The sequence below is a fragment of the Geomicrobium sp. JSM 1781026 genome (assembly GCF_041949955.1).
Taxonomy (GTDB): Bacteria; Bacillota; Bacilli; order Bacillales; family Marinococcaceae; genus Geomicrobium_A.
This window is the reverse complement of sequence record NZ_JBHFQF010000004.1, coordinates 288,464-312,704: the sequence shown is the minus strand read 5'-3', so window position 1 is coordinate 312,704 and position 24,241 is coordinate 288,464. Positions and strand designations below refer to the sequence as shown.

General features: G+C 44.8%; 24 protein-coding genes and 1 pseudogene. 18 read left to right on the top strand and 7 right to left on the bottom strand.

Annotated elements, in window-relative coordinates:
- Window positions 1-74: 74 nt before the first annotated feature.
- The 12 genes from ACE1TF_RS09245 to ACE1TF_RS09190 all read left to right on the top strand — a co-directional run bounded on the left by ACE1TF_RS09245 (window position 75) and on the right by ACE1TF_RS09190 (window position 11,354).
- Window positions 75-920, top strand: coding sequence for a TraB/GumN family protein (locus tag ACE1TF_RS09245; protein WP_375016129.1), 846 nt, complete (start codon window positions 75-77; stop codon window positions 918-920).
- A 249-nt stretch (window positions 921-1,169) separates the two neighbouring features.
- Window positions 1,170-2,030 (top strand): DUF72 domain-containing protein, encoded by an 861-nt coding sequence (locus ACE1TF_RS09240; RefSeq protein WP_375016127.1) that lies wholly within the window; start codon window positions 1,170-1,172, stop codon window positions 2,028-2,030.
- Between the two features lie 4 nt (window positions 2,031-2,034).
- Window positions 2,035-3,426, top strand: a complete 1,392-nt coding sequence (locus ACE1TF_RS09235; protein WP_375016125.1) for a bifunctional metallophosphatase/5'-nucleotidase — start codon at window positions 2,035-2,037, stop codon at window positions 3,424-3,426.
- Window positions 3,427-3,494: 68 nt separating this feature from the next.
- Window positions 3,495-3,797, top strand: coding sequence for a YunC family protein (locus ACE1TF_RS09230; RefSeq protein ID WP_042401315.1), 303 nt, complete (start codon window positions 3,495-3,497; stop codon window positions 3,795-3,797).
- 55 nt (window positions 3,798-3,852) lie between these two features.
- Window positions 3,853-4,815: a thymidylate synthase gene (locus ACE1TF_RS09225; protein WP_375016123.1), complete on the top strand. Its 963-nt coding sequence runs from the start codon at window positions 3,853-3,855 to the stop codon at window positions 4,813-4,815.
- Window positions 4,816-4,826: 11 nt separating this feature from the next.
- Entirely contained in the window at window positions 4,827-5,312 is a 486-nt protein-coding gene (locus ACE1TF_RS09220) for a dihydrofolate reductase (RefSeq protein ID WP_375016121.1), read from the top strand.
- Window positions 5,313-5,422: 110 nt separating this feature from the next.
- Complete coding sequence (locus tag ACE1TF_RS09215) at window positions 5,423-6,058, top strand: hypothetical protein (RefSeq protein ID WP_375016119.1); 636 nt, start codon at window positions 5,423-5,425, stop codon at window positions 6,056-6,058.
- A 52-nt stretch (window positions 6,059-6,110) separates the two neighbouring features.
- Entirely contained in the window at window positions 6,111-6,485 is a 375-nt protein-coding gene (locus ACE1TF_RS09210; protein WP_375016117.1) for a DUF3887 domain-containing protein, read from the top strand.
- An 8-nt stretch (window positions 6,486-6,493) separates the two neighbouring features.
- Complete coding sequence (locus tag ACE1TF_RS09205; RefSeq protein WP_375016115.1) at window positions 6,494-7,603, top strand: DUF1835 domain-containing protein; 1,110 nt, start codon at window positions 6,494-6,496, stop codon at window positions 7,601-7,603.
- Between the two features lie 45 nt (window positions 7,604-7,648).
- Entirely contained in the window at window positions 7,649-8,503 is an 855-nt protein-coding gene (yunB, locus tag ACE1TF_RS09200; RefSeq protein WP_052398910.1) for a sporulation protein YunB, read from the top strand.
- A gap of 76 nt (window positions 8,504-8,579) precedes the next feature.
- A complete protein-coding gene (locus ACE1TF_RS09195; RefSeq protein ID WP_042401245.1) occupies window positions 8,580-9,932 on the top strand; it encodes a sodium-dependent transporter in 1,353 nt (450 codons plus the stop codon).
- A 72-nt stretch (window positions 9,933-10,004) separates the two neighbouring features.
- On the top strand, window positions 10,005-11,354 hold the full coding sequence (locus ACE1TF_RS09190) for an alanine/glycine:cation symporter family protein (protein WP_375016112.1): 1,350 nt from the start codon (window positions 10,005-10,007) through the stop codon (window positions 11,352-11,354).
- Between the two features lie 146 nt (window positions 11,355-11,500).
- Here the strand turns inward: ACE1TF_RS09190 and ACE1TF_RS09185 are convergent, their stop codons facing one another.
- Together ACE1TF_RS09185 and ACE1TF_RS09180 are read right to left on the bottom strand one after the other, a co-directional pair.
- Complete coding sequence (locus ACE1TF_RS09185; RefSeq protein WP_042401247.1) at window positions 11,501-12,145, bottom strand: histidine phosphatase family protein; 645 nt, start codon at window positions 12,143-12,145, stop codon at window positions 11,501-11,503.
- 45 nt (window positions 12,146-12,190) lie between these two features.
- Window positions 12,191-13,186, bottom strand: a complete 996-nt coding sequence (locus ACE1TF_RS09180; protein WP_375016110.1) for a M23 family metallopeptidase — start codon at window positions 13,184-13,186, stop codon at window positions 12,191-12,193.
- A gap of 133 nt (window positions 13,187-13,319) precedes the next feature.
- Here ACE1TF_RS09180 and lipA point away from each other — a divergent pair, with 133 nt between their 5' ends.
- The 5 genes from lipA (at window position 13,320) to ACE1TF_RS09155 (ending at window position 17,036) form a co-directional block, all read left to right on the top strand.
- The gene (gene lipA, locus ACE1TF_RS09175; RefSeq protein WP_375016108.1) at window positions 13,320-14,243 is read left to right on the top strand and encodes a lipoyl synthase; all 924 of its coding nucleotides are present in this window, start codon (window positions 13,320-13,322) and stop codon (window positions 14,241-14,243) included.
- A 15-nt stretch (window positions 14,244-14,258) separates the two neighbouring features.
- Complete coding sequence (locus ACE1TF_RS09170) at window positions 14,259-14,546, top strand: YutD family protein (RefSeq protein ID WP_042401250.1); 288 nt, start codon at window positions 14,259-14,261, stop codon at window positions 14,544-14,546.
- 50 nt (window positions 14,547-14,596) lie between these two features.
- Window positions 14,597-15,685: a sensor histidine kinase gene (locus tag ACE1TF_RS09165; RefSeq protein ID WP_375016105.1), complete on the top strand. Its 1,089-nt coding sequence runs from the start codon at window positions 14,597-14,599 to the stop codon at window positions 15,683-15,685.
- On the top strand, window positions 15,676-16,314 hold the full coding sequence (locus ACE1TF_RS09160) for a response regulator (protein WP_375016103.1): 639 nt from the start codon (window positions 15,676-15,678) through the stop codon (window positions 16,312-16,314). The genes ACE1TF_RS09165 and ACE1TF_RS09160 overlap by 10 nt, the downstream gene beginning before the upstream one ends.
- 77 nt (window positions 16,315-16,391) lie before the next feature.
- Window positions 16,392-17,036, top strand: a complete 645-nt coding sequence (locus ACE1TF_RS09155; protein ID WP_375016101.1) for an SDR family oxidoreductase — start codon at window positions 16,392-16,394, stop codon at window positions 17,034-17,036.
- Window positions 17,037-17,147: 111 nt separating this feature from the next.
- Here ACE1TF_RS09155 and ACE1TF_RS09150 read toward each other — a convergent pair whose 3' ends face one another.
- The 5 genes and pseudogenes from ACE1TF_RS09150 to ACE1TF_RS09130 form a co-directional block, all read right to left on the bottom strand.
- Window positions 17,148-18,824 carry an exo-beta-N-acetylmuramidase NamZ domain-containing protein gene (locus ACE1TF_RS09150; protein ID WP_375016304.1) on the bottom strand — a complete coding sequence of 559 codons (1,677 nt, stop codon included), beginning with the start codon at window positions 18,822-18,824 and terminating at the stop codon, window positions 17,148-17,150.
- A gap of 147 nt (window positions 18,825-18,971) precedes the next feature.
- Window positions 18,972-19,961: pseudogene (locus ACE1TF_RS09145) on the bottom strand (glycoside hydrolase family 3 N-terminal domain-containing protein); the annotation flags it as partial.
- 544 nt (window positions 19,962-20,505) lie between these two features.
- Window positions 20,506-21,378: a carbohydrate ABC transporter permease gene (locus ACE1TF_RS09140; RefSeq protein ID WP_042401256.1), complete on the bottom strand. Its 873-nt coding sequence runs from the start codon at window positions 21,376-21,378 to the stop codon at window positions 20,506-20,508.
- Window positions 21,379-21,388: 10 nt separating this feature from the next.
- Entirely contained in the window at window positions 21,389-22,282 is an 894-nt protein-coding gene (locus ACE1TF_RS09135) for a carbohydrate ABC transporter permease (protein ID WP_042401258.1), read from the bottom strand.
- 85 nt (window positions 22,283-22,367) lie between these two features.
- The gene (locus ACE1TF_RS09130; RefSeq protein WP_042401262.1) at window positions 22,368-23,717 is read right to left on the bottom strand and encodes an ABC transporter substrate-binding protein; all 1,350 of its coding nucleotides are present in this window, start codon (window positions 23,715-23,717) and stop codon (window positions 22,368-22,370) included.
- A 153-nt stretch (window positions 23,718-23,870) separates the two neighbouring features.
- Between ACE1TF_RS09130 and ACE1TF_RS09125 the strand changes: the two genes are divergently transcribed.
- Entirely contained in the window at window positions 23,871-24,239 is a 369-nt protein-coding gene (locus tag ACE1TF_RS09125) for a hypothetical protein (protein WP_042401264.1), read from the top strand.
- Window positions 24,240-24,241 lie beyond the last annotated feature (2 nt).

Here is a 24,241-nt window from a genome sequence, read left to right as displayed (position 1 = left end):
TATGATGGTAATGCTCTGCGATACTTAAACGCATGGACAGTTCGTTTCTATTTCATTCATTAGGAGGAAATACTATGCCGAATGATCATCAAAGGTCAGCGCAAGGTACGGGTGGTTTTTTATGGGAAGTGAACAACGGTGGAATAAATATGTTTCTATTCGGAACCATTCATTTAGGGACGAACGATTTCTACCCTTTGGACCCGATTGTGGAAGAAGCTTTTGATAATGCGGACATCGTCATGCCAGAAATAAACGTGAATGAAAAATCTATGGACCAAGAAACGCTTATGAAGCTTGCCATGTTTAAAGACGGCAATACACTTGACCAAGTATTGTCTAAACGTGTATATCATGAATTATCTGTATTGTTGCTTAAGTACGATATGGACATTAAAGATTTTCATATGTTCCAGCCTTGGTTAATGGACTTAATACTAGTAGACCTCGCTACTAAAGAAAGTAATGTTGATTCAGAAAAAAGCGTTGATCTGTATCTGTTGAATCGAGCAGAGAAATTGGGTAAAGAAATCGTACCTCTTGAAAGTGAAGGTGTACAGAGTGAAATTTTTAGCAGCTTTACTTTAGAAACACAAATTCAAGCATTGGAAAGGACAGTAAGGAATTTCAGTAATTTACCAAAAGAAACGGAGCAAAGTGCTCACAATTGGTTAAATAGAGATATTCAATCTTTCAAAAATACTCGAATCGATTTTGAGAACGATGGAATTAATAAAGAATATTTTCAGGGGATCAACGATCGACGCAATCTAGAAATGGCAGAGAAGATTGATCAAGTTCTACGATCAGGTCTAGACAAGAGATACTTTCTGTTTGTTGGTTGTTTTCATGTGATTCTTGAACCGAGTCTCCCCACAATATTAGATAATAAAGGCTATAACGTAGCGAGGATATTGTAGGTCATTAACAGACAAAGCAACTCATTTTATTGTCGAGTATTATGGCTAAAAAACAACTTCGATTTATAGATTATCGTTGTTACAATATGAGATGGAGATGCTTTCGTATTTGCATACTCTCACACGAATAAGGAAGATATTTCATTCACAAATTCACCGAGGCTACTCGTTTAGAATAGGTGATGTAGAAGCTCGAAACATGATAAAATAAACATAAAGAAAGAGTTGAATGAATGCGAGGGATACCGGATGATCTATACAGGTTTAACAGGCTGGGGAGATCATTATGATTTGTATACGAACGGAGTCCGAGGCACTGATAAGCTAGGAACGTACAGCAGTTTTTTTCCGACGGTAGAGGTAGATAGTACGTATTATGCGGTGCAGTCAGAAGCCGTTTGGGAGAAGTGGATCCGTGATACCCCCGATAATTTTCGTTTCGTCGTGAAGGCTTATGCAGGAATGACGGGCCAATTAATGGAAAAGCCGCCATTTCCAGATGAGTTAACAATGTTTGAGGCTTTTCGCACTTCACTAAACCCTCTCATTGAATCGGGCAAGTTGGCGATGATTCTATGCCAGTTTCCTCCATGGTTTGATTGCACGAAGGAACATGTAATGAAGCTCAGGTATGTACGAGAGATGCTTTCGGATGTTCCAGTAGCGATTGAATTTCGTCACCAAAGTTGGTATTCGAACCAATTTAGGGAACAGACATTGGCTTTTCTCCATGAACATGACTACATTCATTCGGTCTGTGATGAGCCACAAGCAGGGGAAGGTTCGATTCCGATCGTTCCGGTAGCAACGCATAAAGAAAAGACCCTCGTAAGACTGCATGGAAGAAATAAAGCGGGCTGGCGAAAAGAAACTGCTGGTGAAGACTGGCGCAAAGTCCGATACTTATATGATTACAACGAAAAAGAAATTCAAGAATGGCTGACGCGTGTAGAAGAGCTGCACGAGGCGTCAACCGATGTGTACGTGATTTGGAATAACAATTCTGGAGGTCATGCGGCGGGGAATGCCAGAACGTTTCTCGACATGGCTGGAATAACTTACGAAGGGCTTGCCCCGAAACAGCTGTCCCTTTTTGAAGAAGAGCGGTGAGCAGATGGAAACCATCTATCTATATCATACGAATGATTTGCATAGCCACCTGAGCCAGTGGCCAAAAATCGTCCACTACTTAGAGCATCAAAAGCAGTACCACAGTTCTAACCGTGAGCAGGCACTGTTTTTTGATCTCGGTGATCATGCCGACCGAGTGCACCCGGTGACAGAAGCGACGTCGGGAAGGGGAAACGTCGAACTTTTGAACGATTCTCCAATCCAATATGCAACGATCGGCAACAACGAAGGCATTACCTTTTCAAAGGAAGGCTTGCAGCGATTGTACGAGCAAGCCAAGTTCAAAGTGATTTTGAGCAATCTGTATGACCAAGATGGCAAACGACCAAGCTGGGCGGAGCCAACGCAAGTTCACACGTTAAATAACGGAGTGCGGTTAGGGTTTATCGGTTTGACGGCGGCATTTTATCCATTCTATGAAAAGCTCGGATGGTCAATTGAACATCCTCTAGCCAATCTAGAACGTGAATTACCGAAGCTACAAAAGCAAGCCGATACGATTATCGTACTTTCTCACCTCGGTTTTTTTATGGACGAACAGATTGCGGAAGACTTTGATGTGGATGTCATTCTCGGGGCACACACGCATCATCGGCTCGACCCTGCGCCAACGATGAAGGGTACGTTAATTACACAAACCGGTAAGCTCGGTACGGATGTTGGCAAGGTGGAGCTTTCCTTTTCGAACAAGCAACTCGTCCGTGCGTCTGGCTCATTAATTCCGATTACAGCATCGGCTGCAGACTCTCACAAAGCATTACAGACGTATACCCGCTTACAAGCGGAAACTTTAGACACCTTAGCCGAAGAGGTTGGAACGTCAGATGAACGGCTCGAGATTTCGTGGACACACCCGTCTGCGTTTTCCTCCTTCGTTGTTGAGCATTTGCGTGAGTGGTGCGGTGTGGATATGGCGATGATGCACAGTGGCTTGTTACTCGCTTCTCTCAGGGAAGGATCAATTACACGTAGAGATCTTCACCACATTTGCCCTCATCCGGTTAATCCAGCGGTCGTAACGCTAAGCGGTCAGCAATTGATTGAAGCCGTTCATCGATCATTTACCGAGCGGATGATTCACTTACCGCTAAAAGGGTATGGGTTTCGAGGAATTCAGTTAGGTGTTATGGTTTTTGCTGGTATGGAAGTTGGGTATGAGTTTGATGAGGTGAATGGATACAACGTGACACACATTACGAAACAAGGTGAGCGGATTGTGCCAGAGCTTGAATACAACGTAGCGGTTCCGGACATGCTCACGTTTGGCACACTTTATCCAGAAGTAGCAGCAAGCACGAATAAACAGTACTTTATGCCAGAACTATTGCGTGATGTGATTGCGTGGGCATTCACATCAAAGACGAATGAACAATGAACATGGCCCGAACGACCTTTGACTAAGATCATACAATATGGAGATTAAATGTGACAGGTGGGATCGTTATGATGGAAATGAGACCCGTTGAAATTGACGGTGTATGGTTTCAGGCAGTGTCTATGAAGCTTCCAAAAACTAACTTTATGGCAGTTACTAATGATGTAGGCTATATCATGTGTGGAGCTCTTGATGTTGGACTTCTAAATGAAAAGCTTGCGGATCGTGAGATCGTTGCAGGGCGTGCAGTGGGCGTTCGCTCCATTGAGCAACTTTTAGATGCACCATTAGAATCCATTACAATCGCAGCGGAAAAACTCGGCATTCATGAAGGAATGACCGGTAGAGAAGCGTTGCTAAAAATGAAATGATTTACGGCGCACCTGCTTGCCAAGAGTAGGTGCGCGTAAAGAGGAGAGAATTGACATGAGTCAGAGTGAACAACAATACTTGGATTTGCTCCGCGACGTATTGGCGCATGGAGATGAGAAGTCTGATCGGACAGGCACCGGAACGCTTTCAGTATTTGGTAGACAAATGCGCTTCGACTTGAGTGACGGATTTCCGATGCTCACAACAAAGAAGCTGCCTTTTAAACTCATTAAAAGTGAGTTGCTTTGGTTCCTAAAAGGAATGACGAACATTCAATACTTATTGAAGCACAACAATAACATTTGGAATGAATGGGCATTTGAGCGCTACGTACAGAGCGAGGATTACACGGGCCCGGATATGACTAACTTCGCTCTGCGGGCAACGAAAGACGAGCAGTTTCAACATGTGTACAAGCAAGAGATGGAAGCTTTCAAACAAAAAGTACTCTCTGATGATCAGTTTGCGACAAAATACGGAGAACTCGGCGACATTTACGGTAAACAATGGCGAGCGTGGAAAACAAGTGCCGGTGAGACGATCGATCAGATCGCTGATGTAATCCGTATGATTAAAACGAATCCTGATTCAAGGCGACTCATTGTATCGGCGTGGAATCCTGAAGATGTACCGACGATGGCGTTGCCGCCGTGTCATACGATGTTCCAGTTTTACGTGGCAAATGGAAAGCTGTCGTGCCAGTTGTACCAACGCTCTGCAGACATCTTTCTCGGTGTGCCGTTTAACATCGCGAGTTACGCTTTGCTTACGCATTTAATCGCAAAAGAGTGCGGGTTGGATGTTGGTGAGTTCGTGCATACGATTGGTGACGCTCATCTATACAGCAATCACATCGAGCAGGCGAAAGAACAGCTTGAAAGGGATATGTGCCCCTTGCCTGAACTTACAATGTCAGCACGAGCGTTAGAAAGCTCGGTGTTTGATTTTGACATTGAAGATATTAAGCTCAAAGATTACGAAGCGCACCCGGCGATTCGAGCGCCGATTGCGGTATAAGGATGATGGGGATGAAGATTTCAATGATTGCCGCTCACGACTTGAACCGAGGCATCGGTAAAGATAACGAGATGCCTTGGCATCTGCCAGCGGATTTTCGCTACTTGAAAAAGGTGACAACCGGCCATCCGCTCATCATGGGACGTTCAACATTTGCATCCATTGGCAAGCCGTTACCAGAGCGGCGAAACATCGTCATTACGAGTCGAACAGATTACGCTCCTGATGGTGTGGAAGTCGTCCATTCGTTAGATGAAGCCATTGAACGTTGTGCACGCGTTTCCGAAGTGTTTATATTTGGAGGAAGCTCGGTGTATGAACAGGCGATGGAAAGAGCGGACAAGCTATACATTACTGAAATAGAAGAACGGTTTGATGTGGATCGGTACTTCCCAGAGTATACAGACGGAGACTGGCAGCTTGTTTGGGAAGAAGCAGGCCAGGTTGATGAGCGAAATCGGTACGCTCATACGTTTAAACAATATGAACGAAAATAAGGCATCGTCAAAACTGCGTCCTGATCTCATGGATGCAGTTTTTGCGGTTTTATGAGGAAAGGGTGAGGGAAAAGGATAATATGTCATTAGGGAATGAAAGGGGGACGACGATGTCTAAATGGAATGGACTTTATCTGATTACTTTGGCTGTCTTCGTTGCCGCATGTTCGGATGCCGAACAACAGCTAGCGCCGCTGGAAGAGGAGTATGGAATCGAGCTCCATTACCATGAGGATAACCCGTACCCCGAACCCTTGCCTGAACTCGAGTATGAGCAGGTAGAAGCGATGTTGATGCAAGTGTCAGCATACATGCAAGAGGACCAAGCGGATTATCGTGTCGATCATGCACTACTACAAGCTGAGGAAATTGCGCTTTCCATCAACCTCGCCTCAGGTCATACAGATGACGAAGTGCAGCGAACGATTACAGGATCGGTCGGTTGGCCAGGTCTCAATGAAGCAGATTGGAATGCACTAGAAGATAAGGAAGCGGCAATGGACTGGCGGTTACTTGAAGATGTAACTGCGATCAATGTTGGCGTGGGTGGCATCGATTGGGATGCGGGTCCGGTTATCGTTATGAATGAGTCTGAAGATTCAATAACCATTCGTAGTGAGGGGCAATGGAATGGACTGTTTGATTTTGAAGGTACGCATGTTACTTTCTTAACATCTAGTCATTGGGAAATTGAGCTCGATAAAGAAACGGTAATTGATCAAATTATTTTTCCTGCTGAAACGTGAGCCGTTTATGAACCGTAAATGAATGTGTAAGGTTCATGAACGGAGGAGAACGATGAAACATTGGGTATTGATTGGCATTGTGACAAGTTTACTGCTGACCGGTTGCCAAGAGCAAGGCAGTGTCAATCTTTCAGAGGCTGAAAGGTTTATTGACCGTATGCAGTCAGGTGAGTTCAAAGAAGCAGCAGAGCAGATTAGTGTTGATTTAAAAGCGCACATTTCTCCTGAACTGATCGAAGACGCGTGGATAACAGCGAACGAGCGTTATGGAAATGTGTTGCAATATGATTATGTGAATACGAAATTCGAAGACGGATTTGAGACCATTTACTTTCACGGAAAAGTCACAGATATGCAGCGACTCGTTAGTGTGTCGTTTAATGAACAAGATGACGTGATAGGATTTCACTTTACACACGAGGAGTGAATGCGCACGTGAAGTTTCATATGAATTACCCCTATCTATATATGATGAAAAACGGCACAGATTCCAATGTGCACGTATTCGAAGCGAAAGATACGAGTTCTTACTATACAATTGTTCAGTTCATGGAAGATAAGGGAACGTCTCGTGAGATTCCTTGGGACGCGTATGAGCGAGTTGCAGGACAATCGTTGGAGCAATTCGATCATCGGCAGGCAACAGTGGCATCTGGTGGGGCAAGTCTTACACCTCGTGACGTACACAAAATCGTGTGTGAGTTAAACCGCATGTTGCAACAACACGAAACGATGGCAAAGCCCGATTCCCCTGTCCACATTTCAACAAGTGAGGGAGATGCCGGCGTATTACAAATCGGCTTAGCAGGTGAACGAACCGTTCTAGTGTTTCCAGACCAGTTGCAGTACGGTCCGGTTGCACAGTTAGAAACGTGGAAGGGCATTGAAAATCGGCACGAATGGCTTGTAGAGAAATTTGGTGTTCATCCTAGGGAGAGTGAATACGAACGGCTAAATCTTTATGATCGTTTTCGTCTGCAGCTTCAAGATATTCCTTCTCATGTGCCGATTTACGTATGGCATACCCGGGAGGCTGGAGGGGAAACGGCCCGGAAATTGATACTCGCTTGGTTGCAAGACGTTCCTAATGATACGTACTCTGTTCCTTTCAAGATTTATGATCGTTCTGATGTGAAAAACATTAAGACATCGGTCATGTCTCAGCTGGTGTCAAACGCTGAGCCAGTAGCTAAAAACGAAGGCCACTTACTTGCTTGGAAGACGTTTTCAAGGCAGGTAGGAGAGCTTCGTATCGTGAACAATGGTCAATTATCAACGGTTCCAGTTTCGTCATATGATGGGGAGATTGAGCGGGCGGTTGACCAAGTAAAGCAAGTGAATGACGAAGGGTTTGCAAGTGCAACTGAAGTCATTCAAATCGTTTTAGCTAACGGCGAGCCACACATTGAGCATCTCGGATTCTTATTTTTTGAATATCGAATTTACGAGTTAATCATTCATCAAAAGCGCTTAATTATGAGCGGAAATCCAAGAAGAATGAATCGAATAAAAGTGAAACGCGCAACTGAAAAATTTCATGCTTGAACCCGTCCCCTTCTGCATATACATGGTTGCAGGAGGGGTTTTTGTATGGCACTGAAACGCTCAAAAATAGTGAAACCACAAAAGTCAAAAAGAGGCGGACCACTCCCGTTTCGTTACGTATTTCTGATCTCGCTTGCTATTTTTCTAGTGATGACCATCCATGGGTTGTATTTCGTTGACCAGCATATTCGGCCATCGCTCATGTCCATCGCAGTTGTAGAGACGAAAAGAATAGCGCAACACGCTGTTACAGAAGCAATATCTCAAGAGATGACCGATGGAGAAGATATGGATGATCTTGTTCTCATTGAACGAAGTGAAAACGGAGACATCTCTTCACTCGCATTTAATGCACAAGTTTACAACCGCGTTCTTTCCGATGCGACAATGGTCGTTCAAGATTACTTGCAAGAAGTGCAGCGCGGCATTACGCAAGGAGATATGCCTAGAGAGTTGGAAGAAGAATTTGAAGATACGGGTGTAGGAAATGTAGAAGATGGTGCAATTTATACGATACCGTTAGGGATGGCGACTGGAAATGCACTACTTGCAAACTTAGGCCCTCGTGTACCTGTGAGTTTTTCTGTAATTGGAGAAATTCATGCAGACATGGAAGAACAGATTGAGAATGTCGGGATTAACAATACGTGGCTACGCATTAGCGTAGCGATTGATATGGATGTGCGTGTTGTCATACCGTTTGGGACGGAAGAAGATCACGTACAATATTCAGTTCCTGTCGGTATGGTATTTGTTCCTGGAGATGTTCCTGATTATTACGGGCAAGGTGGAGGCATGCCAGTGCCTGCCATTATGCCGAGTGGAGAGGAGGAGAGTGTGGAAATGCAAGGTCCTGAAACGCCGACAGAGGAAGGTAATAATAATGACGTGAGTAATTAGTTATAAAAAGATTTTGACATATTTCAGCAATTTAATTTATAATTTTCTATAATATTACAAAAAGGGGGTATATATATTGGCACGTGAACATTGGGGTACGAAAGTGGGGTTCATACTCGCAGCGGTCGGCTCAGCAGTTGGTTTGGGAAATATTTGGCGGTTCCCATATATTACTGGTGAATACGGCGGCGGTTCATTTCTTCTCGTTTACTTACTTTGTATTGCACTTATCGGTTTACCAGTTATTATTGCAGAATTTTCTATCGGGAAGCGAGGACAGTTGGATGCGGTTGGGTCTTATCGTAAAACGGCACCATCAAAACCGTGGGTGATAGGTGGTTGGTTAGCTGTCGCTACATCTTTTCTTATCGTTTCATTCTATGCCGTTATTACCGGTTGGGTATTGCACTTCATGTTTGGCTACTTAACGGGTTCGATTCAACAAGTAGAAACTGGCGGGGCACCGGATTATTTTACCGGGGTCATTGGATCGACATGGTTGCCGATCTTCTGGTTAATTGTCGTCATGGCAATCATTATGGGAATTCTTTATTTCGGGGTGAAGCGCGGCATTGAATTTAGTAGTAAGATCTTTATGCCGTTGCTCGCAGTGATTCTTATCATCCTGGCAGGCTACAGTGTAACACTTGATGGAGCGATGGAAGGTATGCGTTTCTTGTTCGTTCCGGATTGGAGTGCGCTATCAGATCCAAGGTTATACCTTGCAGCTATTGGGCAATCATTCTTTACACTATCTCTCGGGATGGGAATTATGATTACGTACGGTGGGTATTTATCGAAGCAAACCGGTTCCGATTTACCTAAGACGGCGAGAAACGTCGTTATTCTTGACACCCTCTTTGCAATTATCGTCGCGGTTGCCATCTTTGGTATCGTATATGCGATCGGAGCAGAGCCCGATTCTGGTCCAGGACTCGTATTTATGGTGTTGCCGGAAATATTTAATCAAATGGCGGGAGCTGGAACCCTCTTTGCAATTGCTTTCTTCTTCTTAGTATTTATCGCAGCCTTAACGTCAGCGATTTCTCTTGCAGAAGTCAGCATCTCAGCTGCAATCGAGCGCTTTAAGATTAGTCGTCAAAAAGCAGTGCTCATTATGGGGGGACTCATTACACTATTCGGTATTCCGTCTGCATTGAGTCAAGGTGGACCGTTATCAGGGTTTGAAATCTTTGGCCTTCCATTCCTAGACTTCGTAGATACCGTAACAGATAGTTACTTCCTTCCGATTGGCGGGTTAATTGTCGTTTTACTCGTCGGTTGGGGTTGGACGAAGCGCAATGCATTGGATGAAGCAGACTTCCGTAGTCCATTCTTTGCGAAACTATATCTTATCTTATTACGTTTTGTAGCACCAATCATGATTATTGGTATTTTGCTTTTGAACATTTTTGGAGTTGGATACTAAAGAGAGAAACGGCACCGAGTGGTGCCGTTTCTACATACTTAAAAACTATGATGGAGTAAGGAGAGAAGGACAATGGTTGATTGGTTAGAAACAATAAGTGGAGATATCGCTGGCTTTGTTTGGGGAATACCCCTCATTGTTCTACTTGTAGGGACAGGCGTTTATCTTACGTTTCGCCTCACGTTCTACACGTTCGCACAGTTACCTTATGCGCTGAAGCTCGTCTTTAAAAAGAACTTAGATAAAGATGCTAAAGGAGACATTTCACACTTTCAAGCATTAATGACCTCACTTGCGGCCACCGTAGGAACAGGGAACGTGGCCGGTGTCGCAACCGCCGTCGTTGTCGGGGGCCCAGGTGCTGTGTTTTGGATGTGGATTACAGCGCTTGTCGGGATGGCGACGAAGTATGCTGAAGCGATTCTTGGTGTGAAATACAGAGGTCAAAACCACCGCGGTGAAATGGCTGGTGGACCGATGTACTACATCGAGCATGGGTTAGGAAAGAAATGGAAATGGATGGGGATGCTGTTTGCATTCTTCGCGGTGTTCGCAGCCATTTTCGGAATCGGAAACATGACGCAAGCCAATACGGCTGCTGATATTGTGAATTCAACATTTAATGTACCCACTTGGGTAACTGGTGTTGCTCTAACCGTTCTCGTTGGTCTCGTCATTATTGGCGGGATTAAAAGTATCGGGCGTGTAAGTGGTGTTATCGTTCCGGTCATGATTGTTTTTTATGTGGTTGCAGGATTCTTTGTCATCGGCTTTAACATCACTGAAGTGCCTGCTGCTTTCGGACTCATCTTTTATGACGCTTTTACAGGTCATGCCGTGGCAGGCGGGGCAATAGGTACTGTCATTCAAATGGGTGTTGCTCGAGGCTTATTCTCTAACGAGGCCGGCCTAGGTACAGGCGGGATTGCCGCTGCTGCAGCAAGAACCGATGTGCCTGCCAGGCAAGCACTCATTTCGATGACGCAAGTGTTCATTGATACGATCATTGTTTGTACGATTACAGGTCTAGCGCTCGTCATCGCCGACCTTTACACGACCGGTCCAGATGGTGCAGCTTTAACAGCGGCTTCATTTGAAGCGATCTTACCAGCAGGAGGAAGCCTCGTCGTTACGATCACTCTATTATTCTTTATTTTCTCTACGATCATTGGGTGGGCGTACTTCGGTGAGAAATGTTTAGAGTACCTCGTTGGCGATCGCGTAACGTATGTGTACCGTCTCGTATTTACGATTGCCGTATTCATTGGTGCAACGTTGCCATTAAACGTTGTTTGGAACTTTGGGGATATCTTTAACGGGCTCATGGCCATTCCGAACTTAATCGCCATTCTTCTATTGTCTGGTGTTGTCGTAAAAGAAACACAGAAGTTTAAAGATAAACGAAAGCTCGAAACGCGCTAACTACTGATAACGCCCTAGCCTTTCTCAGTAAAAGAGAGGCTAGGGCGCTTTTTGTGTGTTCGAGGCAATTTGTAGACGGGTCGCTTGAACCGGCAGCAGGACTCAAAACGTTGCCAATTTATTTGCAATCCGAAATTACTAAATTTTTATCCGTGTGTGTTCACACTGTTAACGATAAATGACTCTCCACTTGCGTCAATCTCTGTCACGTTGCAGTTTTCAATGTCGGTGACCTCACCTGCGTAGCCGTAAACGTGGATAAGAGTACGGATCGTGAAGCCGTGAGAGACGATGGCGATTTGTCCGCAATTCTCTTCTTTTGCGTGTTTCACCACGTTTTTCATTGCCTCGGTCACTCGTTTTTCATACACATCCCAAGACTCCGCTTCGCCGTTATCAATCGAACATAGCGTATCAACAACGTCTGGGACGGGGACATCCCACATCATATGGACGTCTTTGAATTTCGGCGATAATCCCTCTTTTAGTGATTCAAGCATGGCTGAATTAAAGCCACCTTCGAACGTCCCAAAGTACAATTCTCGTAACCCTTCGTGTTCGTGAAGCGGCAGGTGAGCATGGTTACTATAAGCTTGAAGAATGGACGCCGTTTCTCGAGCGCGTCCACTGTCGCTTGCATACCACCCGTCGATCGTTCCTCCTGCCAAATTCTTCCCTAGCGTTATTGCACCCGCTCGTCCAGCCTCGGTTAAAGGCGTGTCTGACCAACCTTGCACTTTGCCTTGTGTATTAAAAATGGTTTTGCCGTGTCGGATAAGTAATACCTTCATGCACATCGCCTCCTCTACTCGTTTCACTACGAGTATATCGGAAGGTTAGCTTTTTTGTCGTTCTTTTTGCTCCCACATTCTCAATTTAGGGTACGGGTCAAATGACCATTCAGAAATGCCGTTATCCCGATACACGCCGTAGTGCAAGTGTGGAGGGAATTTGCCTTGTGTACCCGGCTTGCCGTATCCTGAGCTGCCGACGCTACCAATGACGGTACCAGGGGTAACAATCGTTCCTTCTTCAATATCTTCTGCAAACCCGTGAAGGTGCGCGTAATAATGATACACGTTATCGAGATCGCGAATTCCGATGCGCCAGCCACCGTATTCGTTCCAACCTTTTAACTCGACAATTCCATAGGTGGTTGCGCGGACGGGAGTACTATATCCAGCAAATATATCTGTTCCTTCATGAATGCGGCGGCCTCCCCAGCCACGTTTCGCTCCCCACGTGCTTTTATAACTATAATTATAGTGAAGAGGCACAGGGAAGGCGTTGTCGTGTAACGAGACCGTTTGATACTTTGCATAAATGTTTGCATGACCGGTAATGATGCGCACAGCTTGGTCTCGTTGATAATGGTCCCAAAGGGCGATGCGGATGTTCTCATCATCAAATCCATACGTAGATATTTTCTTTGTCATCGTATAGAGCACATCATAATCATTTAACCGATCAGCTTCCCCATCCGCATTGCCATCCAGTCCACTGCCGTCAAAGATTCCGATATTCAGCGCATTTTTATCTTCGAGATCTGGATTTAATGCGCCCACCCAATCCCGGGGTGAGAAATAAATGGAAATAAAACCTTCGCTCGGGCTGCGATCATTACGGGCAACATTAAGCCCTCTTTCGTAGCTATCAATAGCTGCAAGCCAATACCAAGGTACACCTGTAATCGTATCCATGTCCCGGTATAATTGCATCCGTTCCATATCGCGCTCATCTTGAGTAAGATCACTAATGGCAGCTTCAGAAGGCATAGTATTGAATAAAAAGGCGCAAACAGCCAATAGTAAACATACAGTCTTTTTCTTCATCCGACGATTCGTCCTCTCGCTTTGATTTCATCCTTTTCTTTACTATGGGACAGTTTTTCATTTTTATACTGAAAAACAACATCTTGGTCATGTTGCATTGCCGTGGTAAACTACAGGAGAAGGGTGTGATACGATGACGAAAAAAGAAGAGCACATTCGTAAACCAGACTGGTTAAAGATTAAACTAAATACGAACGAGTCATATACAGGATTGAAGAAAATGATGCGGGAGAAGAAATTACATACGGTATGCGAGGAAGCGCGCTGTCCGAATATTCATGAATGCTGGGCTGTCAGAAAAACCGCAACATTTATGATACTTGGGGATACGTGTACGAGAGGCTGTCGTTTCTGTGCGGTGAAAACAGGGCTCCCGACCGAACTGGATTGGGATGAGCCAGAGCGTGTCGCTGATTCTGTCGAGCAGATGGGCCTAAAGCACGTAGTCATTACAGCCGTCGCTCGTGACGATCTTAAAGACGGAGGCTCAAACGTATTCGCTGAAACGGTACGAGCGGTAAGAAGAAGAAACCCTCTTTGTACCATTGAGGTGCTTCCATCTGATATGATGGGTCTAGAGGAGAATTTGAAAACGTTAATGGAAGCGCGGCCGAATATTTTAAATCACAATATCGAGACCGTTCGCAGGTTGACGAAGAAAGTCCGTGCCCGGGCGAAGTACGACCGTTCATTAACATTTCTCCGCTATTCAAAAGAACTGCACCCAGACATCCCTACGAAATCAAGTTTAATGATCGGTCTTGGGGAAACCGCTGAGGAAATTGAAGAAGTTATGGATGATCTACGGGCCAATGACGTAGATATTATGACGATTGGTCAATACTTACAACCGACGAAAAAGCATTTGCCCGTCATTAAATATTATACTCCGGACGAATTTGCCGAGTTCAAGGAACTCGCCATGTCAAAAGGATTCAAGCATTGTGAGGCAGGTCCACTCGTTCGCTCATCGTATCATGCCGATGAACAAGTGGATAAAGCTCAAGTGTGGAAAGAAGCGGCCAAGTACCAGAACCAAACGCAGCTTGGCGGATAAGCGAGGTGAGAATCGTTGATTCAAGCGCATCAACAACATTTCGAACTGATTGAACAATCGAGAGAAGGCTGGGACGAAGAAGCTTTCTTGAGTCGTTACAGTGAAGTTCTAAACAAATATGATTTTATTGTCGGAGATTGGGGGCACGAACAGCTACGGCTACGAGGTTTCTTCCATGACCGCCACAAAAAAGCGACATTCGATACGAAAGTAAGTACCGTTTATGATTATTTGTATGAGTTTTGTAATTTTGATTGCCCATACTTTATTTTACAAAAAGTGAAACCAGAAAAAAGTGAATAGACTGCTCATGCCAATCTTAGGCATGAGTTCTTTTCATAGGTGGTGAAATGATGTGGATTCGGCTTGTAGCGACACTTCTCATCTATGCAACGATTTATCTTAATCAGCCTCAAGTCGTGACGTCGCCCCTGTTTTGGTTTGCAAGTGCGGCGGTAGTGACGAGCTTTATTTTATGGGATTTACCCGTGCCCAAAAGTGTATTTGTTTCCGTGCAGCTTTTGGCTGCTATTGTTATGCAATGGCTTCCTGGTGAAACGGATCTGTACTGGCTATTCCCTCTCACTGGTCTATTGTTCTATGCGTTACACACGGGTGCAACCGTTAAAACGATGGCGGTTCTTTTGTCACTCATAACCATTCCGGTTTTATTATCTACCATAAATTTCCTGTTATATGGTTTGTATGCAACCGTGCTTTTGCTTCTCGTTTTACATACGAAAAAGCTAAGAGAAAAGGAGGAAGGGTTTCAAGATGTGCTCGTTTTATACCGACGGGAAAAACGGCAAGTCATTGAGGCTGAAAACACAGTAAAGCAAGATGAGCGTGCGCGAATTGCCCGGGAAATGCATGACTCTGTCGGTCATAATTTAACAGCGCTCATGATGCAATTGAAAATGCTTGAGCTGCGCGATGAGGCACCGGAAGAAGTGTACGTAGCGTCGGCGTTGGCTTCAGAGAGTTTATCGCAAATGCGTGCATCTGTACACGAATTAAAAAGCGATCAACCAAAAGGATTAGGGATGATTATTCAGCTGATTCGAAAACTAGAATCAGAGTCGCTCATGAAGATTTCTTTTACGACAAAAGGCGGTGTGTTATCGGTTTCGCTTAGCGAAGAGCAATCGGTCACCATTTATCGATTTGTACAAGAGGGGCTTACGAATGCGATGCGTCATGCTTATACAAAACAGGTGGATATCACCTTTGAAGTGCTCGGAGCGCGTCGGTATGTAGTACGTGTGAAAAGCGGTGCGAAAGATCACTCGATGTTTTCAGAAGGTTTCGGGTTGAGGCAATTGAGAGAACGTTTCGAGGCGCTTGGCGGAACCTTCTTAAGTGGCTATCATGACGACCAATTTGTGATCGAAGGAAGCTTTACAATTCCGAATGTAGAAGCGGAGGAGAGGGCATGGGCGTGATTCTCATTGCAGAGGACCAGACGCTCGTAAGAAAAGGGATTCGGATGATGATTGAAACTCATTCCGACTATACCGTCATCGAAGCGGCAGATGGTGTTGAAGCGATCGAGCAATTCCAAAGTCAGTCGGTTGATGTTGTGCTCATGGATATACGTATGCCTCAAATGACGGGCTTGGAAGCAACAAAACGAATTCGAGAGCAAGACCCGAGCAGTAAAATTATCATGTTGACGACGTTTGCAGATGATGAGTACGCCATTGAAGCACTCAAATATGGAGCCGTTGGTTACCTTCTAAAAGATGCAAATGAAGACCGGCTTATTGATGCCATTCAAGGAGCACAAACAGGTCAGGTCGTCATTGATGGTGAGGTGGCGGCTTCTGTGATGCCAAAACTATTGGAAAGGGAATCATTACGCGTACCCGCCAAAGAACTAGCTCAGTTAAGTGCGAAAGAGGTAGAGATACTCAGGCTCATTGGAGAAGGGAAAAGCAATCGCGAAATTTCTGAAGAAATGTTTCTAAGTATTGGCACAATCAAAAATAACGTTAGTTATTTGCTCACGAAATTGGATTTGAGAGACCGAACGCAGCTAGCGATTTTCGCATTGAAGAATAACATCTTTTAAGCGCATGTTTGTCCACAGACAAGGGCGGGTACATTACATAGTGAACATGATTATTACATTAAGGAGTGTTCACATACATGAAAGTACTCATTGTAGGTGCAAACGGACAGATCGGAAAGCAAACTGTGGAGAAGATGGTAAACGACGACGTCTTTACGCCAACAGCGATGGTGCGAAAAGAAGAGCAAGTTAAAGCATTTCAAGATATGGGTGCTGAAACGGTGCTACAAGACCTTGAAGGTCAGGTGGAGGACATAGCCGCAGCGGCTAAAGGTAAAGATGCCGTAGTATTTGCCGCCGGTTCTGGAGGGCACACTGGCGCTGACAAGACGATGATGATTGACATGGACGGTGCGATCAAATCGATGGAAGCAGCAGAGCGTGCAGGTGTGAAGCGATTCGTTATCGTTAGTGCGATTGGTGTGTATGATCGCAACAAATGGATGTCAAAAGCCCCGTACTACAGTGCAGCCAAACACTATGCAGATGAATGGTTAATGCGTAGCGGTCTAGACTACACGGTTATTCGTCCAGGTGGACTGAAAAATGATCGTGGCAATGGTCAAATAAAAGTGGCGAAAGAGGTTGAGCGTGGAGAAATTCCTCGTGAAGACGTTGCCGAAACGATTCTCGCCTCATTAAAAGATGAGGGAACGATCGGCAAAGATTTCGACATGATTTCTGGAACTGACGACATTGCAGATGCGTTGAAGCGTTTGTAAAAGATACTAGGTAATTCCGCGCTTATGCGTGGGAGCTTGTAGGTCAACATGCAACAAAACGGCTAAGGAGGGTCATGCCCTCCTTAGCCGTTTTGATTATTTACAACAATACTAATAAATCAAGTACGATTCGCGAGTATCTTTAAACGTTTCTAAGTCTTCTCGCCAAGCGTTTTCCATTTCTTCAACGGTGGTGCCATCTTGGATGGCGTCACGGATCCAGCCATTGCCGAGTAAGCGGTCAAAGAAAGAGATGCCGTCTCCACCTTCTGGTTGGAATTGATAGCTGTCAGGGTACAGGTCATGAATAGTTTTCACAATGTGAAGACCCGTTGTGACGGATTCGTATGCATCACGATCTGTAATGTGGACTTCGACACCGTGTGAGAGAGTGCCTGCATGTTTAGAGAACATCGGTGTGAATGATGCTGCTCTGAAAAGTACCCCATCTAAGTCTAAGCTGTTAAGCTCTGCCGCAAGTTCAGTGCTGTTCACATAAGGTGCGCCGAGCAACTGGAACGGTTTTGTCGTGCCTCGGCCTTCAGACAGATTCGTTCCTTCAATGATACCAGTGGCTGGATAAACGACCGCTGTTTCAACAGTTGGCATGTTAGGGGATGGCATGACCCAATGCAGCTCAGTTTCATCAAAATACAAGCTGCGATCGTAATTCTCCATCTCCATCACCGTAAGGTCTGCACCGATGTCATGTTCATCATTAAAGTAATGAGCAAGTTCACCGACGGTCATACCGTGGCGTGTTGGAATTGGATAATTCCCAATAAAAGAAGTGTATTTTGGTGCTTCAAGAACCGGTCCTTCAACATCAACACCGTTAATAGGATTCGGACGATCAAGCACGATCACTTCTTTATCATTTTCTTGTGCAGCTTCAAGAAGGTAAGCCATCGTATAAATATACGTATAGAAACGAGTACCTACATCTTGAATATCAAAGAGAAGTACATCAACGTCTTCGAGCATTTCCGGTGTTGGCTTTTGTGTTTCTCCGTACAAGCTATACACAGGTAATCCAGTTTCTTCATCGATGTAAAACTCAACATAGTCACCTGCTTGTGCATCGCCGCGAATCCCATGTTCTGGTCCGTACAATGACGTGACGTTTAAGTCCTCTTCAGCAACGAGAACATCAACGATGTTGTCTAAATCTTGTGTTACACCAGTTGGGTTCGTCACAATTCCGATACGCTTATCTTCCAAAACGTCGAGGTTGTCAAGTAAGGCGTCAACACCAAGTTGGAAAGCCTCAGGCTGTTCAACCTCATCATACGTAAGGCCGTGACCTGCTTCGTACAGTACATCATCTCCATCAATTGTCGGGATCGTAACAGGCAGTTTCCCTGTCGGACCCAATCGTCCAAAGATCGCCCTAGCCGAAGCTGTAAAGCTAGCATCTCTAAAGCTGTACTGTGCAACATAAGCATCTACATCTGGATAAGCCATAATGTCGTATGGGTTTCTGACCCCAAGTGCAATTACCGAAGCATCAGCATTTTCTTGAATTTCATTCACCATCTGAATTTGCGGGTGATTGGCATCACGATCTGCATTTGTTGCCGATGTGGTCGCTGCAATTACATAATCAGCTGCGTTGATCGTCTCCCAATTCTCTTCGGTTAGCCCGTCACTACCAAGCTCGACGTAATCGACGTTGCTGTGAAGAGGAGAGATTGAAGCTTCGAGTTCTTCGAGATAATTATTTGATACAACAGCGATTTGCTCGTCGCTTTCAGGTTGAAGTGGCAAAATGTTGTCATCATTTTTCACAACTGTAATGCTTTTTTCCGCGGCTTGTTTTTGAACTTTTTGGTGTTCAACAGAGCCAACGACACGCTCAGCGTTTTCAATAACATCTTCAATAGGCGCTGGCGCTTCTTCTTTAATGATGCCACGCTCAAGCTTTAACGTAAGGATGCGTTCCACCGATTGTTCAATGCGCTCGATGCTAATGTCACCTTCGTTGACAGCCTCATAGATCCCTTCAGCAACAGCACTCAGGCCGACAGGCATTAGCACAATGTCTGAGCCTGCTTGAATTGCACGGATCGATGCATCAACCGGACCGAAGTGATCAGCAATCGCATTCATGTTCAGTGCATCAGTATAAACAATGCCATCATAACCCATCTCTTCTCGGATAAGACCGGTTAACACTTCATAAGAAAGGGTTGCTGGCAATGTAATTTCTTCACCCGTTTTTTCGGAAATGACCGTCGTATCATCGATTTCAGGCAATGTCATATGTGCGGTCATAATCGAATCAACACCGTGGTCAATCGCTGCTTGGAATGGTGCCAGTTCGACGTCAAACAAGCGTTCACGATCATGAGGGACCGAAGGAAGGCCAAGGTGCGAGTCCACATCGGTATCCCCGTGTCCAGGGAAGTGTTTTGCTGAAACGCCTACACCGGCATTTTGCACACCTTCAATGTATGCTACCCCGTGTTCAGACACGAGTTTCGGGTCTTCCCCAAATGAACGAACACCAATTACAGGGTTGTCTGGGTTGTTGTTTACATCTAACGTTGGAGCGAGGTTCATGTTCACGCCTAAAGAAGCAAGTTCATTCCCGATGGCTTGTCCAACGGCTCGTGTCGTATCAACATCTTGTCCAGCACCTAACGCCATATTCCCTGGCATGTCAGTTCCTGACTGGAGGCGAGTAACGATGCCGCCTTCTTGGTCAATCGTCATGAGCAGTCCGTACTTGTCAGAAGCCGCTTGATAATCAGCGACGAGACGTGCGGTTTGCTCCGTGGTCACGACGTTTTCCCGAAACAAAATCACACCACCGAGGTGGTATTCTTGCACCAACTGCTCAATCTCAGGAAGCATTTCTGTGACATTGGCTCCGTCATAGTTTCTAAAGTCTGGCATGAGCATTTGCCCAACTTTTTCTTCCATCGTCATGTTATTAATGGCGTGGGAGACGAGATCATGACGTTCACCACCTGACCATTTAATCACATCTGGGACGTCTTGGTTGGGGCGATTGTGTACGGCAATGCGATCTGAATAATTGCCATTCGTTGCTCGAATGTATGTGCGACCCGGTTGTCCCGTCCACTCAACCCGGCCAGTGTCATCAACAGTTGCCACATTTCTGTTTGTGGATGTCCATTGAACATCTTCAGGGTCGGCAAGTGTAAAGTGGCCATCTGAATAGACGTTCATCCCTGTTAACTGAACATGATCCGTCACTTCAATGGTAGCTTCATCAAGATTTTCATAGAGAACAAAGTCTTTTTTTCCATCATTCGCTTTGGATGTCGCAGGTGTAGCCCAACTGGAAAGCACAAGCGCTCCAATGAGACCGAGTGACGCCATTTGTCGCATTCCTTTTTTCATTATTTCATCCTCCCTTTTTCTTTCCATTTACGTTGTGTTATTGCCGTATTGCCTCGTCATCAACACCCAGAAGCCTCCTTTCTCGTTTAGACATCATCTTTTACCCTTTAACCGCGCCCTCTGTCATCCCTTTAGTGATTCTGCGTTGGAACACACTGTATAAGATGATGACTGGAATAATGGAAATGGTGAGTCCGGCAAACAGCGTTCCCCACGCATTCGTGTATTGCGCTTCACTATTCATCAAGTCCATCGCAAGACCGAGCGTGTAGTTTTCACTTGATTGTAAAAAGATGAGTGCCATGAAATACTCATTCCAAAAAATAATCGCATTCATAATCGACACCGTAATAATTCCCGACATCGTAAGAGGAGTAACGACCTTCCATAACGTGCCGTACGGAGATAATCCATCAATCGCCGCCGATTCTTCCAATTCTTTAGGAAATGAACTCATAAAACCTGTCAGTATAAATACACTGAACGGAACTTGACTCACAGCGTACACAATGGTGAGCCCTAGTAAACTATCGAGTAGATTTAAATTCCCAAGAATGAAAAATAACGGAATCCAGCCGAGTACAACAGGAATGAGCATAGCGGCAATATACATGTAATACAGTGGCATCCGTCCATAAAAGCGCAGACGTTCTAGCGCGTAAGATGTAGGCAATGCAAGAGCGATTGTAAGTAAAGTTCCACCACCAGTGACGAGAAAGCTATTTAAGAATGCACTGCCTATTTCGTAATTTACCCACGCATCTGCGAAGTTTTGGATGTTCCACGTCTCTGGTAACCCCCAAGGAGAAGCGTAAATCTCTGCATTCGATTTGAATGCCCCAACAATCATCCAGGCAAGTGGATAAAGAACAACAATGGACCAAAGAATGAGTGGGATTCGAATGCCTGCACGAGCGAGTGTATGTTTGAAGCTTTGATTGGTTTTCTTGTTTTGTTCTGTCGCTGTCTGCATGAGATCCCCCCTAGTATTCGACTTTCTCACGACGTAAGAAGAATTGTAGAATCATAATAGTAATGAGAGACAAAATGAGAATCATGACGCCGATGGTCGCTCCGTATCCAAAGTTATACTGATTGAAGGCTTGTTGGTATAAGTACGAACCCATCACGTGCGTTGAATTGTTCGGTCCACCTTGCGTCATCACTTGAACGAGGATGAATGATCCGTTCAGTGTGGTAATGACGATGTAAAGAATGGAATTTTTGATTTGTGGCCAAATAAGAGGCATCGTCACTTTCCAAAATTGTTGCCATTCATTGGCACCATCGATCCTCGCTGCTTCATACGTATTTTTCGGTACGTTCAAAATACCCGCCATCATCATGAGCATGAATAAACCAATTCCTGCCCATACAGAAGGTAGAACCAAGCTCGGAAGAGCCCACGTCTCGCTACCAAGCCAAGGTTGAGTCCAATTTTCAAGACCGACGGCTTCCAAACCAGAATTTACGATCCCGAGTGACGGATTGTAAATAAATGACCAAAGAATCCCGACGACTACAACACTCATAATATTTGGAAAGAAGAAAATGACTCGGTAAAAAGGAGCCTCCCGTAGCCTTAACTGAGTAAGGGCAACGGCAAAAAATGTTGCCAGGATCATAATGCCGAATACTTTTGTAATCACTAGAAAGTAATCATGCCAGATGGTGCGAGGAATAATGCTGTCATTAAATAGTTGCACGTAATTATCAAGACCGATAAATGTGCGACCTCCTGCTGAACCAGACCATTCAAAGAAGGAGAGATACAACCCGTTTAACATCGGGTAGATTGTAAAGATCATAAAAAGAACGAGCGTTGGAACGATACAAAAGGCTAAAAATAAGTAACGCTGACTTTTTGGTTGCACCATGGTGATCACCTCTTTTCAAAGATCGTACGGATATGTACAAAAGGATGTAGTGCATCGTCATCACTACATCCTTTTGATGTTTGTATTAACGGTAACTAGCGGCGGCTGCTTCTGCGCTTTCAATAAACTCGGAAGCACCAATGTTTCCGGTCATCAATGAGACGAGTGCGTCACTGATCGGTTGTTCCAAATCAGCACTCATTGGGTGTGGAAGCTGGTTAATTTGAACTTGTGACTCGTCATTAATCATTTCATTTGCGGATATGAGATAATCTGGTACATTTTCATTACCATCTAAGTCAATGTCTGTAATGTTAACCATCGCCCCGGTATGCTCGGAGAACAGTTCACCGTATTCACGATTAAAGGCGAAATCAACGAACGCTTTCGCTGCATCTGGATTCTCTGCATTTTCAGCAATAGCAAGTGGACGTAAATCTGGCACGACGCGATACGGTTCACCTGCGGCTTGCATTGGTGAAGGAATGAACCCAAACTCAAAGTCATCTGGTGTGTCGTTTGCCATTTCGTTTGGCAACCAGAAACCAACTGGGATGAAGGCATTGTCGCCAAGAATAAAGTTCATCTGCGACTGAGTATGGTTAAACGCGCCAAGCCCAGAATCGAAAAATCCTTCTGTTTGCATCTGTTCAACATTTTCCATGATTTCGACAACTTCAGGTGTTTCCCATGCACCTTCCGCACCTGTAACAATATCGGCAAGGAGTTCATCCCCACCTACAGAAGCAAAAGCTGGATAGAGCATCCCGCGCAAGAAATAGTATGGATGTTGACCAGTGGTCACGAAAGGAGAAATGTCTTCATTTGCTTGAACATCACCCATCACTTCCATAAAGTGATCAAAATCTGTAGGCACTTCATAGCCTTCGGCTTCAAAATGTCCAGCGTTGTACCATGTTCCCCACGTATCAAAGACGAGCGGCAACGTGTAAATTTGACCGTCATGACGGTTCGGTTCTACGATAAAGCTATCAAGGAGCGCAGATCCATCTTCAAGTTCAACATCATCTAGCCAATCCGTAAGGTCCATTAATTGGTTATCCTCGATCATCTGTGTTTCACTAGAACCAGCCCCATCAATATAAACAACATCTGGCGGATCATCTGAAATCCACCGCGTTCTCATTTCGTCATTAATGTTTGGTCCAGCGTGTTCAATGACTGTTACATCTGGATATTCAGCCTCAAAATCACTAATGATTTCTTTCCACCACGAATCTCCGTAGCCACCGACGAAATATTGAATCTCAAGGTCTCCTGAAATTTCCCCACCATCTTCTCCGCCGTTTTCAGCAGAGTCATCTGAGTCGTCACCGCCAGTAGCCTCTTCCTCCGTATCATCACCACAAGCAGCGAGCAGTAATGCTGCGGATGCGAGCATCCACCATTTTGATGAGCTGTGTATATATTTCATCTCAAGCCCCCCATTTTAAAATTATTATTCACCTTAAAGATAGTACTCCGCATCTAAAAAGTCAATAGATTATGCGGATTATGATGAATATTTAGAATAGTTATCTGCGGATAATATTTTGATATACTAGTTGTCAGAGGAGGTGTTGATTGGATGGAACAAACACTCTACTGGCATCCTGCATGGGAGAAGACCATTTCGATCGAAGATCGCAAACATGTTGAAAAACTGTTTACTTGTACACCGCGAAAACCATATACTGTTTTTCGTGTCGCCATAAACCATAAAGGTGAGCTGCTCGTCTCTGCACTCATTCAAAATGAAGACCAGACCCCTTGGATCCGACAAATGCTCGCTTTTGTTCAAGATAGTAAACCGATTGCGAAAGGTCATTTTCATGTTCACGTCCTTCCAAAAACAAGTATGGCTTGGACATTTATCTTTTCTGACTATGGTGGACTGACAAAAAGTGACTCTGGTCACTTGCAAGAAATGACTGTAGGTACTCTTGATTTGCTGTGAAA